This is a genomic window from Streptosporangium sp. NPDC002721, assembly GCF_042888905.1.
GTDB lineage: Bacteria > Actinomycetota > Actinomycetes > Streptosporangiales > Streptosporangiaceae > Streptosporangium.
The window spans coordinates 419,264-430,892 of the sequence record NZ_JBIAQI010000001.1 but is presented as its reverse complement, the minus strand read 5'-3'; the positions used below and the strand labels follow the sequence as shown (position 1 = coordinate 430,892).

Genomic DNA, 11,629 nt, shown 5'->3' with positions numbered 1-11,629 from the left:
CCTGATGACCCTTTCACCCGTGCGCGCCGTCGTCGACCTGGACACCGTACCCGGTTGTGCCGAGGCCGCGGCCCTGGCGCGCGACTACGCCGTCATCCCGGTGTACCGGGAGTTCCTGGCCGACGCGCTGACCCCGATCACCGTGTTCAACCGGCTCTGCGGGCCGGACGACACCGGATTCCTGCTGGAGAGCGTGCCCGTCGGCGGTGACGTCGGCAGGTACTCCTACGTCGGGCACCGGCCCCGGCTGCTGGAGCAGCCGGCGGGTGACCCGCTGGCCGCGCTGCGCGAGATCGCCGCGACGCGGGCCGCCCCGGTGCCCGGGGCGCCGCCGTTCCACGGCGGGGTCGTCGGCTATCTCGGCTATGAGGCCGCGAGCCGTTTCGAGCGCCTGCCGGTTCCCGACGGGCCGGCGCCGGGGGTGCCGGAGTCGGCGTTCATGACCGCGGAGGACCTGGTGGTCTTCGACCACGCCACCCGCAAGCTGCTGACGCTGACGCTGTTCCGGCCCGACCGCGAGTCCTACGGGGACGCCGTGGAGAGGCTGGACCGCATGGGCCTGTGCCTGCGGTCCGCGCCCTGGGCCCCCGAGCTCGTCGGCCGGGCCGCGCGGCCGGTTCCCGACGGGCCGCGCACCGCGCCGGACGTCGAGGGGTGGCGCTCCAACGTCACCCGCGAGGAGTTCGAGCGGCGGGTCGTGCGGGCGCGCGAGTACATCGCCGCGGGCGACGCGTTCCAGATCGTGCTCTCGCAGCGCTTCTCCCGGCCGCTGCGCGTCACCCCGCTGGACCTGTACCGGCACCTGCGCGCGGTGAACCCGTCGCCGTACATGTACCACCTGAGCCTCGGCGGGGGGCGTCACGTCGTGGGCGCCTCCCCCGAGCTGCTGGTGCGCACCGACGGCCGCACCGCCCGCACCAAGCCGCTGGCCGGGTCCCGGCCCCGCGGCGCGACCCCGAACGACGACCTGGCGATGGAGCGGGACCTGCGCGACGACGCCAAGGAGTGCGCCGAGCACGTCATGCTGGTGGACCTGGGCAGGCACGACATCGGCCGGGTGTGCGCCCCCGGCACCGTGCGCGTGGAGCGCCTGATGGAGGTCGAGCGCTTCTCGCACGTGATGCACCTGTCCTCGACGGTCGCCGGAGAGCTGCTGCCGGAGGCGACCTGCCTGGACGCGCTGCGCTGGGCCTTCCCCGCCGGGACGCTGAGCGGCGCGCCGAAGATCCGCGCGATGGAGATCATCGCCGGGCTGGAGGAGGATCGCCGCGGCGTGTACGGCGGCGCGATCGGTTTCGTCGGCGTCGGCGACAAGGCCGACCTCGCCATCGGCCTGCGGACCATGGTGATCGCCGACGACACGGTGTACGTCCAGGCGGGTGCCGGGGTCGTGGCCGAGTCGGACCCGGCCGCGGAGTACCTGGAGACCCTGCACAAGGCCGGCGCGCTGTTCAGCGCGGTACGCGAGGCGGAGGCCACGAACGCACCGCCCGGCGCGACCGGCCGGACAGAGGCCACGAACGCGCTGTTCGGCGCGGCAGGCGAGATGGAGGCCGGGAGATGAGCGCGACCCCCAAGGTGGCGGTGATCGACAACTACGACTCCTTCACCTACAACCTGGTCCACTACCTCGCCGAGCTCGGCGCCGCGGTGTCGGTGTTCCGCAACGACGAGACGACGATCGGCGGGCTGGCCCGCCACGACATGCTGGTGATCTCCCCCGGCCCCCGTACCCCCGCCGAGGCCGGCCTGTCGGCCCCGGCCGCGCGGGCGCTCACCGGCCGGATGCCGGTGCTGGGCGTGTGCCTGGGCCACCAGGGCATCGCCGCGGCGTACGGCGCCGAGGTGGTGCGGACGACGCCGATGCACGGCAAGGCCTCGACGATCAGGCACGACGGCACGGGCATCCTGGCCGGGCTGCCCAACCCGTTCACCGCCACGCGGTACCACTCGCTGGTGGTGGACCACGCGAGCCTGCCCGACGAGCTCGTACCCACGGCGTGGACCGACGACGGCGTGCTGATGGGGCTGCGCCACCGGTCGCACCCGACCTTCGGCGTGCAGTTCCACCCGGAGTCCGTGCTCACCCCCATGGGCAAGCGGCTCATGGCGAACTTCCTGAAGAGCGGTTGACCGGCCCGCCGGTGAGGCGGGCGCGCGACGGAAGCCCCCCGGCTCCCATGGCCTTCGCGGTTCCCGCGGCCGGGAACGGCGACCGCGACGCGTCACCCCAGGTCGGGTGCGACGCGCAGATCTGGTGAAGGAGTTGTCAGCGGCATGCAGACTATCGATGTTCCGACCCGTGGTGCCCCCGCCCCGCCGTCGGCCCGTACCGGCGCGCACCTGCCGCCGGCCGGCTGGCGTCCGGACTCCTGGCGCGGGCTGCCCATCTCCCAGCAACCCGACTGGGCCGACCCCGGCGGGCTGTGCCGCGTCCTCGACGAGATCTCCCAGCTCCCGCCGCTGGTACTGCCCGGCGAGATCGAGGACCTGCGCGCGGAACTGGCCCGCGTCGCGGACGGCCGCGCCTTCTTCCTCCAGGCCGGCGACTGCGCGGAGCGGTTCGGCTCCTGCATCGAGAACGGGGTACGCGGCAAGCTCAGGCTGATCCTGCAGCTGGCGATCCTGCTGTCCTACGGCTCCGGCCTGCCGGTGGTCAAGGTCGGCCGGATCGCCGGGCAGTTCGGCAAGCCGCGCAGCAGCCCGACCGAGATCGTCGACGGTGTCGAGCTGCCCGTGTACCGGGGCGACATCGTCAACGACACGGCGCCCACCCGCGCCGCCCGCACCCCCGACGTCGAGCGGCTGCGCGGCGCCTACAACCACGCGTCGGCGACCCTGAACGTGCTGCGCGCGCTCCTGCAGGACGGCTTCGCCGACCTGGAGCAGGTGCACGCCTGGAACCAGGAGTTCGTCCGGCGCACCCCCGCGGCCCGGCAGCACGAGGACGTCGCGGCCGACATCGCGTGGGCGCTGCGTTTCATGTCCGCGTGCGGCGCGGAGCGGCCGGACCGGAGCACCCCGCAGGAGTACCTCTACACCTCGCACGAGGCGCTGCTGCCCGGCTGGGAGGAGGCGCTGACCCGGCGGGACGAGGAGACCGGGGCCTGGTACGGCACCAGCGCCCACATGCTGTGGGTGGGCGACAGGACCCGGGGGCGCGACGCCGCGCACATCGAGTACCTGTCCGGGATCGCGAACCCGGTCGGGGTGAAGATCGGGCCGGACGTCACGCCCGCCGAGCTGCGGCTGCTGTGCGAGCGGCTGGACCCCGGCCACACGCCCGGCAGGCTGGTGCTGATCAGCAGGCTGGGCGCCGACCGGGTGCTCGACCTGCTCCCGCCGCTGGTCGACGAGATCCGCGCCACCGGGCGGCCGGTGGTGTGGGCCTGCGACCCCATGCACGCCAACACCTTCCGCTCGCAGAGCGGTTACAAGACCAGGCGGCTGTCGGACATCACCCGCGAGGTCGCGGGGTTCTTCGCCGTGCACCGGGCCGCGGGCACCTTCCCCGGCGGCATCCACCTCGAACTGAGCGGCGACGACGTCACCGAGTGCCTCGGCGGGGTGGAGGAGGTGCTCGACGTCGACCTCGGGCACCGGTACGAGACCGCGTGCGACCCGCGGCTGAACGCCGGCCAGTCCATCGAGCTGGCCTTCGCGGTGGCGCGGCTGCTGCGGCGGCACTGCGCGGCGTGACCCCGGCCCGTCCTGGCTCCGGCCCCCTCCGGAGCCAGGACGCATCGGGGAACGCCGGGCCGGAGGCTCAGGACCGGCCACGGGGGCGGCGGGAAGATCGGGACGACTCGGGGGCGGCGAAGGGACACCGGGGCTCGCGTCAGGCCGCCCGGGAAAGTCAGGTCGCTCGGAAAAGTCAGGCCGGTCGGAAAAGTTGAGCCGCTCGGGAAACACGGCTCGGGTCAGGCCGCCTCGGGGGACACCGGGGTGGCCACTCCAAGCCACTCCAAGCCACTTCAAGCCACTTCAAGCCGCTTCAGGCCGCGCGTCCCCGGGGCGGCACGGCCTCCGGGCCGGGTGGCGGCCCCGGCGGGGTGCCGTCCCCGAACGGCCTGCCGCCGAGCTCCTCGCGGCCGTGCGGGGTGAGCCATCCGGACAGGTCCGGGCCGCCGGGCACGATGTGACGGGGATTGCTCTCGTCCAGCACGAGGTGGTAGTGGCGCTTGATGTGGTCGAAGTCGACCGTGTCCCCGAAGCCGGGGGTCTGGAACAGGTCGCGCGCGTACGCCCACAGCGCCGGCATCTCCGTCAGCTTCGACCGGTTGCACCGGAAGTGCCCATGGTAGACCGCGTCGAAGCGCACCAGCGAGGTGAACAGCCGGATGTCGGCCTCGGTGATCGTGTCGCCGACCAGGTAGCGGCGGGTCCGCAGCCGCTCCTCCAGCGCGTCCAGGCGGGCGAACAGCGCGTCGTAGGCCCGCGAGTACGCCTCCTGGGTGGTGGCCATGCCCGCCTCGTACACCCCGATGTTCACGTCGCGGAACACCAGCTCGTTCAGCTCGTCGATCTCCGCGCGCAGCGGCTCGGGGTACAGGTCCGGGGCGCCGGGGCGGGCGAGTGCCGTCCACTGGGTCGCCAGGTCCAGGGTCATCGCGCCGAAGTCGTTGGTCACCAGGCGCCGGGTGGCCACGTCGACCATCGCGGGAACGCTGAACCCGCCGTCGTAGTCCGCGTCGGCGGCTAGGTACGCCTCGCTGAGGTAGCGGTAGCCGAGGACGGGGTCCCTGCCGCCGGGGCCGAGGCCGAAGTTCCAGCCCCGGTCGTCCTGGATGGGGTCGACGAGGGCCAGCGAGATCGCGTCCTCCAGGCCGAGCAGCCTGCGGCTCACCACGGCCCTGCTGGCGAACGGGCACGCGCGGCTGGCGACCAGCCGGTAGCGGCCCGGCTCCACCGGCCAGGCCGAACCCGGATCCGCGGTGATCCGGGCGTCGAAGTGGCTGGGGGACATCACGGACTCGGACTCCGCTTCGGCCCCTGCTTCGGTCCCTGCTTCGTTCCCTGCTTTGGACTCCGTGCTCAATTCGGCTCCATGGGATCGTGGTCGGTCTCTCCGACGGTGACCTTCCCCGTACGCGCCGGGGCATTACGACTTCGAGGGATCACAGGGCTCCGAGGAATCACGGCTTCGAGGAGTCCGCGGGGACCGGGGCCGCCGGGGTGCGGCGCGACCGCGCCCCGGCCGAGAGCGCCACGGCGGTCGCGACGTTGACCGCGGCCATCGCCAGGCAGAGCAGCGGGAGCCCGCCCAGGGAGAGCAGCGGCCCGGCGAGGACGAGGCTCCCGGCCGCCGCGGCGGCGCCCATGGCGAGCTCTCCGAGCCCCTCGGCGCGGTTGCGCAGCGGTTCCGGCGTCACCTCCACCAGCCACATGCTGCCGCTGACCAGGTGTAGGTTCCACGACACCCCGACCAGCGCCAGCAGCGCCAGGTCGGAGCCGACGCCGCCGCCGAGAACGCCGAAGGCCAGCGAGCCGGTCATGCACAGCGCGGCGACCCGCGCCACGGGGCGGGGGCCGAACCGCCTGCACAGCGCCGCCGAGACCGGCGCGAAGGCGAACATCGCGCCGATGTGCAGGGCGGCGAACATCCCGACCGCCTGAAGGTCCCACCCGCTGTGCTGCAGGTGGTTCGGCGCGGAGCCCATGATCGCCACCATGGACAGGTTGCCGGTGCCCAGGACCAGCAGCGGCAGCAGCCGCCCCGTCCCGCGTCCGGCGGCCGGGGTGTCCGTCGCGGACGCCTCCGGCCCGCCGCCACCACGCAGCCTGAGCAGGATCAGCGAGGCCAGCGGGAACACCACCACCGCGAGCAGGTGCAGACCCGTCTGCGGGGGCAGGCCCACCGCCCGCGCCACCGAACCGGTCGGTCCGAGCAGCACGGGGCCGAGGACCGCGCCGACGGTGACGGCGGCCACCGCCATCCCCATCGCCTGCGGGGCACGGCGCTCGTCGACGAGGTCGGTGGCCAGATAGCGGCCGAGCATCACACCGGTGGTGCCCGCGCCCAGCAGCACGGTGCCGAGCAGCAGGCTCGCCAGCCCCCAGTTCACCGAGAACACGACGACGGCCGCGCCCGCGGTCGCGCAGAGGTTGCAGGCGGCCGGGCCCCACACGCGCCCGAGCCGCCGCATGATCGCGCCCGCGGCGGGACCGGCGAGCGCCGACCCGGTGACCAGCGCGCCCATCGCCGTCGGGCCGTAGGCCGCCGATCCGGTGATCAGCTCGGCGAGCAGGGGGCCCGCGGTGGCGCCCGCGGCGAGCCCGAGCGATCCGACGATCTGGCTCAGGCACAGCAGCAGGACCGTTCCAGGAAGCCGGGTGCGTCCGGAGGTGTTCATCGCGCCGCCCACCACCTGACGCGGTCGTTGACCATGCGGTCCGTGGCCGTCATGTGCCGGCGGTGCGGTTCGCTCAGGTGCGCGACACGGCGTACGACGGACCGGGGCGTCTGTGCCAGATTGGCTTCCAGCAGGGTGCGCGCGAACCGGTCGAACGCGTCGGCCAGGTCGTGCTCCCGGGTCCCCAGGCAGAGGTCACCGAGACGGTCGAGTTGCCGTACGGCCGCCGCGGGCAGCCGGAACCGGCAGGCCACCACGTCGACGTCCGGGGAGACCGAGCGCTCGGCGCAGGAGGCCTCGAAGGCGTTGAACAGCGGGCTGATCCCGGTGAGGCCCGCCTGGCCCGTCAGGTCCGGGCAGTGCTGGGGCGGTCTGCCCGTCACGTCGTCGGCGATGCGCATCGCCGTCACCCCTTCCTCTCTCATCACCCCGACCGCCAGGTCCAGGGGGGTCGCCGGCAGGGCGAGGTCGCGGACGGCGTGCACGGCCGCCGCGCCGGTGCGGGCGCCGATCGCCGCCACCAGCAGCAGCTGCGCGGCCTCCTTCGCGGACTGCAGGTGGAATCGCCGGGCCGGTGCCGGCAGCCACAGCACCGTCCCCTCGCGGCACGAGCGGCGGAAGCGGCGCAGCAGCGGCGAGTCGTCGGCGACGTGGGCGAGGCGCGCGATGACGGCGTTCACCCGCCCCCGGGACGCGGCGTCGGCGACGATCAGCTCGATGGCCCGCTTGCTGGCCGACCGGACGTCGTGGGCGTACAGGAGCAGCGACTCCTCGGCGGAGGCGACGACCAGGACGCCGACCCGCGCCTCGGCGCAGGCGTCCACGACGTGGCGCGTGCCCAGCACGTCGGTGCACACCGAGTCGTGGGTGCCGCCCTCGGCCGTTCCCGTGACGGGACGCGTGGCCAGGTGGAAGACGACGTCGGGACGGACATCGGTGATCAGCCGGGAGACCCGCTCCCGGTCGCGGACGTCGAGGACGCGGTGCTCGGCGCCGTTCACTGTGCCTCCCACTGCGCCGTCAACGGTGCTGTCCACGGTGCCGTCCACGGTGCTGTCCACGGAGGCGTCCGGTGAGAGGCCGGCCGTCAGCAGCCTGCCCGGCCCCATGCCCGCCAGCCCGGCGACCAGCATGCCGCCGATGCGTCCCTCGGCCCCGATGACCAGCACGGTACGGCCGCCGACCAGGTCGCGTACCCGCCGGTGCGGCACGCCGACGTCCCGCCCGACCGGCGCGAGGACGTGCCGGTAGCGCGCGCCGCCCGCCGGGTACGTCGCGGTCAGCTCGGCGGTCAGCTCCCACAGCCTGCGCAGGGTGGCGTTGTCCAGCGCGCGGCGCCACGCGGGGGCGATGGCGCGGATCTCGTCGAGGATTCCCTCGATACGCCGTGCGGCACTCATCTCGAAGACTCCTGTACGGCAGGACCGGCTCGGGACTCGGTGCTCAGTGCTCGGTGTCCGGGACTCACGGGTCCGGACAGGGCCCGGGGCTCGGGACCCGCAGGTTCGACGGGTCCGACGGAGCCCGGGACCCGGGGTTCGGGGCTCGGAAGGCCGGACGGGGGCCCGATCGGCGCCCCGTCCGGAAGCGCGGCTCAGCTCGCGGCGGGAGCCCGTTTGATCCCGCTGATCACCCCGTGCGGGGTCCAGGTGTCCCCGGGCAGCCTGCGCACCTCGTCGAACCCCGTCTCGCGCATCCACCGCTCGTAGTGGCTCCAGCTGTAGATCATGCTGCGCGGCGCGGTGAGCGTGGCGAAGTAGGCGTTGTCCAGCGCCGAGTAGAGCGGGCCGTCGCCGGTGTCGCCGGACATCACGTTGAACACCATGACCCTGCCGCCCTCGGGCAGCGCCGCGTGCGCCTTGCGCAGCAGGTCGCGGTTCTGCTCCGGGGACCAGATGACCAGCTGGTTGGCGAACAGCACCGCGTCGTGGCCCTGGGGGTACGGGTCGTTGAAGATGTCGCCCACCCGCACGTCGATGCGGTCGCTCAGGCCGTTGTCGGCGATCTTGCGCCGGGCGATGTCCACCGCGCCCGGCAGGTCGAGGACGGTGAACTCGACCCCGGGGTTGGCGCGGGCCAGCTCGATCGCGTTGACCCCGTCGCCGCCGCCCACGTCGAGCACCCGGCGTACCCCGGTGAGGTCCGCCTTGGCGACCAGGACCGGGTTGGACAGCAGCGACCAGGAGCGCATGCAGCGGTAGAAGAGCCGCTCCAGCTCCGGCGTCTCGGGCAGCCGGTGGTACAGGTCGTCGCCCGTCCCCGCGAACCGGGCGAGCCCGGCGTTGGTGTTCTCCCGCAGCGACTCGACGAGGTCGGCCAGCGGAAGGTAGACGAGCTGGGCCTGGAAGGCGACGATGTCGGCCAGCACCTCCCAGGAACCGTCCTCGAACATCTCCCGGATCACCGCGCAGTTGCGGTAGCGCCCGCCGGTCACCTCGGTGAGCCCGAGGGCGGTGACGCCGAGCAGCAGGATCTCCGCCGGCCGCGGGCCCAGCCCGAGCGCGTCGCCGACCTCCTCGGCGGCCAGTTCCCCCTTGTCGCGCAGCAGGGCGAACAGGCCCAGCTCGCAGCCCGCGTTGAGCATCTGGAACGCCGCCGCCCCGAACAGCGGGCCGACGAGATCCTCACGTGACCGCACCTTCCGCGGACCCTGATGATCGTGAGGACCCTGATGGTTGTGAAGGGACACCGCGCTCTCCTCCCGTGTTCTCGCGCGTGGGGCCGTCACGACACGTCGAACAGCGTGCCGGGGACGGGGTGGCATCTCTGCTCGGTGCCCAGGTCGTCCAGCCGTGCCATCTGGGACTCGTCGAGGGTGAAGTCGAACACCTGGATGTTGGCACGGATGCGCTCGGGCCTGGCCGACTTCGGGATGACGACGATGTCGTGCTGCAGGTGCCAGCGCAGCACGACCTGCGCGGGCGTCCTGTCGCACTCCCTGGCGATCTCCACCGCCGTGGGATGCTGAAGCAGTCCCTGGTCACGGCCGATGGGGCTCCAGGCCTGCGTCACGATGCCGCGCTCGGCGTGCGCCGCGCGCAGCTCGTGCTGCGGGTACAGGGGGTGCAGCTCGATCTGGTTGACCGAGGGGACCACCGAGCACTCCTCGGCCAGCCGGTCGAGCTCGGCGACGCCGAAGTTCGACACGCCGATCGACCGGACGCGGCCGTCGGCCCGCAACCTCTCGAACGCCCGCCAGCTGTCCACGTACCGGTTCAGCGCGGGGCGCGGGAAGTGGATCAGGTACAGGTCGAGCTGGTCGAGGCCGAGCCTGGCCATGCTGTCGTCGAAGGCCCGCATGGTCTCGTCGTAGCCGTGGGCGTCGTTCCACAGCTTGGTGGTGACGAAGAACTCCTCGCGCGGAACCTCGCTGTTGGCGATCGCCTTTCCGACTCCGGCCTCGTTCTGGTAGGCGGCGGCGGTGTCGATCAGGCGGTAGCCCTCTTCGATCGCCGTCGTCATCGGCTCCACCACCTGGTCGGCGGGGATGAGGAACACCCCGTACCCGAGCTGCGGGATGGACACGCCATCGTTGAGGGGCACGTGCGGGATCGTGGTCACGGCAGGTTCGTCCTTCCTGTTCGGGGCCGTCGTCAGGAGTAGCGGCCGGGCTCGGGCACCTCGTCCAGCAGCCGGTACAGGCCGACCTCGCGGCGCTGGTAGGCCACCGGGTGGTGCAGCGTGTGGGTACGGACGTTGCGCCAGAAGCGATCGAAGCCGAACCGGTTCGCGGTGGAGCGGGCGCCGGTGACCTCGAAGATCCGTGAGGTGACCTCCAGTGCCACCTCGTCGGCCCGCGCCTTGACCGCCGCGGTCCGCACCTTGTACTCGCCGCGGATCCGGGGGGTGACCGAGTCGGGGTCGCGATGGAGCTCCATGCCCTCCTCGGCGACCTGGTCGGCCAGCGCCTCGGCGGCCCAGAGTTTGGCGGTCAGGTCACCGATGGTGTCCTGGACGCGGGGCTCGTCGACGGTGCGCTCGTAGCCGCCCCAGCCGCGGCCGTTCTGGGTGTACTCGATCGCGGCGCGCAGCGCGCCCCCGGCCACGCCCAGCCAGATGTTGCAGAACAGGAGCTGGCCGGTCGGCACGTTCGTGGTCGCGTAGGTACGCGGGTTGAACTCCTTGTCCCGGTAGCCCAGCGCGTCCTCCCATGGCACCCTGACGTCGCGGATGGTGATCCCGCCGCTCTCCGTCAGGCGCTGGCCCATGTTGTCCCAGTTGTTGTGGTGGATGATGCCCGGCTGGTCGGTGGGCACGACGGCCAGCACGTGGTCCTTGCCGTTCAGCACGCCCTCCAGCACCGTGTGGTCGGAGACCTTCACCCCGGTGCAGAAGTGCTTGCTGCCGTTGAAGACCAGGTGGTCGCCCTCGTCGGTGGCGACCACGTCGGCGTCGCGCGGGTTGAGGGCGCACCCGAAGAACCAGTTGCCCCGGGTGGCCTCGATCTCCAGCCGCCGGATCTGCTCCTCGGTGCCCAGCCACCGGGGCAGCCAGCACCAGGTGTAGTGGTCGCCCAGCAGCTGGCCGATCGACCCGTCGGCCGAGGCGACCGCCCGCACGACCCGGTAGGCCGTCGGCCACTCCTGGCCGGCGCCGCCGTGCTCCACGGGACCGAAGATCGGCACCAGTCCCGACTCCTTGAGGACCTGGATCTCCTCGTGCGGCGTCTGGTTGGCCCGGTCGCGCTCGGCCGCGCCGACGCTCAGCACGTCGGCCACCTCCCGGGCGCGGTCGACCCAGCCCTTCGGCGTGTCCGGCCTGGCCGACCAGTCGGGCCGGGGTATGGCCCCCGAAGGGGCGGGCGTGGTGATGGTCACGTTCTCTCCTTAGGGTGTCGGGGGGATCAGGGCGCCGGGACGGTCAGGCCGCGGGGCGCGTGGTGCCGTGCGGGTTGTCGATGACCGAGCGCCAGAGGCCGTCGGCGCCGCGCCGGATGACGTCGGTGCTCGTCCCCTCCATCCGCATGTGGTCGCCGCCGGGGCCGGTGCCCTCCACCACCCAGTCGGCGATGATCAGCGCGATGTCGTCCGCGACGTAGACGTGGCGGTCGCGGATGTCCATGGGCAGCCCGAGCGCGAGGAAGTCGGCGATCGCCTTGCTCGCCTCGCCGCCGGTGACGGGGTCGCCGGGGCCTCGGACGAACACCGCGCCGTCCTCCAGGCCGGCCTCGACGGCGGCCGCCTCACCGGAGTTGAAGGCGCGGCGGAAGTTCTCGGTGTGCTGGTACGGGTCGGAGACCGGGGCGAAGGCGCTCCTCGTCGAGCTGGTCATCTGTG

Annotated in this window: 10 protein-coding genes; 3 read left to right on the top strand and 7 right to left on the bottom strand. The window is 73.0% G+C overall.

The annotated features are described in order from the left end of the window. Positions 1-4 precede the first annotated feature (4 nt). The 3 genes from ACFYWM_RS01745 to ACFYWM_RS01735 all read left to right on the top strand — a co-directional run bounded on the left by ACFYWM_RS01745 (position 5) and on the right by ACFYWM_RS01735 (position 3,699). Complete coding sequence (locus tag ACFYWM_RS01745; protein WP_389907306.1) at positions 5-1,564, top strand: anthranilate synthase component I family protein; 1,560 nt, start codon at positions 5-7, stop codon at positions 1,562-1,564. Beyond that, a complete protein-coding gene (locus ACFYWM_RS01740; RefSeq protein WP_389907304.1) occupies positions 1,561-2,133 on the top strand; it encodes an anthranilate synthase component II in 573 nt (190 codons plus the stop codon). The genes ACFYWM_RS01745 and ACFYWM_RS01740 overlap by 4 nt, the downstream gene beginning before the upstream one ends. A gap of 144 nt (positions 2,134-2,277) precedes the next feature. Then, on the top strand, positions 2,278-3,699 hold the full coding sequence (locus ACFYWM_RS01735; protein WP_389907302.1) for a class II 3-deoxy-7-phosphoheptulonate synthase: 1,422 nt from the start codon (positions 2,278-2,280) through the stop codon (positions 3,697-3,699). 295 nt (positions 3,700-3,994) lie between these two features. Here the strand turns inward: ACFYWM_RS01735 and ACFYWM_RS01730 are convergent, their stop codons facing one another. From ACFYWM_RS01730 to ACFYWM_RS01700, 7 genes are all read right to left on the bottom strand, one after another. Next, positions 3,995-4,966 (bottom strand): glutathione S-transferase family protein, encoded by a 972-nt coding sequence (locus tag ACFYWM_RS01730; protein ID WP_389907300.1) that lies wholly within the window; start codon positions 4,964-4,966, stop codon positions 3,995-3,997. 169 nt (positions 4,967-5,135) lie between these two features. After that, positions 5,136-6,353 (bottom strand): MFS transporter, encoded by a 1,218-nt coding sequence (locus ACFYWM_RS01725; RefSeq protein WP_389907298.1) that lies wholly within the window; start codon positions 6,351-6,353, stop codon positions 5,136-5,138. Next, positions 6,350-7,753, bottom strand: coding sequence for an NAD-dependent epimerase/dehydratase family protein (locus ACFYWM_RS01720; RefSeq protein WP_389907296.1), 1,404 nt, complete (start codon positions 7,751-7,753; stop codon positions 6,350-6,352). The genes ACFYWM_RS01725 and ACFYWM_RS01720 overlap by 4 nt, the downstream gene beginning before the upstream one ends. Before the next feature lie 194 nt (positions 7,754-7,947). After that, positions 7,948-8,991: a methyltransferase gene (locus tag ACFYWM_RS01715; RefSeq protein WP_389907294.1), complete on the bottom strand. Its 1,044-nt coding sequence runs from the start codon at positions 8,989-8,991 to the stop codon at positions 7,948-7,950. Between the two features lie 86 nt (positions 8,992-9,077). Continuing rightward, a complete protein-coding gene (locus ACFYWM_RS01710; RefSeq protein ID WP_389907292.1) occupies positions 9,078-9,896 on the bottom strand; it encodes an aldo/keto reductase in 819 nt (272 codons plus the stop codon). Between the two features lie 50 nt (positions 9,897-9,946). Then, a complete protein-coding gene (locus ACFYWM_RS01705) occupies positions 9,947-11,170 on the bottom strand; it encodes an acyl-CoA dehydrogenase family protein (RefSeq protein WP_389907290.1) in 1,224 nt (407 codons plus the stop codon). Between the two features lie 43 nt (positions 11,171-11,213). After that, positions 11,214-11,624: a YybH family protein gene (locus ACFYWM_RS01700; RefSeq protein ID WP_389907288.1), complete on the bottom strand. Its 411-nt coding sequence runs from the start codon at positions 11,622-11,624 to the stop codon at positions 11,214-11,216. Positions 11,625-11,629: the final 5 nt, after the last annotated feature.

What these genes read in the sequence shown, in the direction of transcription:
- ACFYWM_RS01745 (WP_389907306.1), top strand. Translation starts at nt 5, where the DNA reads ATGACCCTTTCACCCGTGCGCGCCGTCGTCGACCTGGACACCGTACCC.
- ACFYWM_RS01740 (WP_389907304.1), top strand. Translation starts at nt 1,561, where the DNA reads ATGAGCGCGACCCCCAAGGTGGCGGTGATCGACAACTACGACTCCTTC.
- ACFYWM_RS01735 (WP_389907302.1), top strand. Translation starts at nt 2,278, where the DNA reads ATGCAGACTATCGATGTTCCGACCCGTGGTGCCCCCGCCCCGCCGTCG.
- ACFYWM_RS01730 (WP_389907300.1), bottom strand. Translation starts at nt 4,966, where the DNA reads ATGTCCCCCAGCCACTTCGACGCCCGGATCACCGCGGATCCGGGTTCG.
- ACFYWM_RS01725 (WP_389907298.1), bottom strand. Translation starts at nt 6,353, where the DNA reads ATGAACACCTCCGGACGCACCCGGCTTCCTGGAACGGTCCTGCTGCTG.
- ACFYWM_RS01720 (WP_389907296.1), bottom strand. Translation starts at nt 7,753, where the DNA reads ATGAGTGCCGCACGGCGTATCGAGGGAATCCTCGACGAGATCCGCGCC.
- ACFYWM_RS01700 (WP_389907288.1), bottom strand. Translation starts at nt 11,624, where the DNA reads ATGACCAGCTCGACGAGGAGCGCCTTCGCCCCGGTCTCCGACCCGTAC.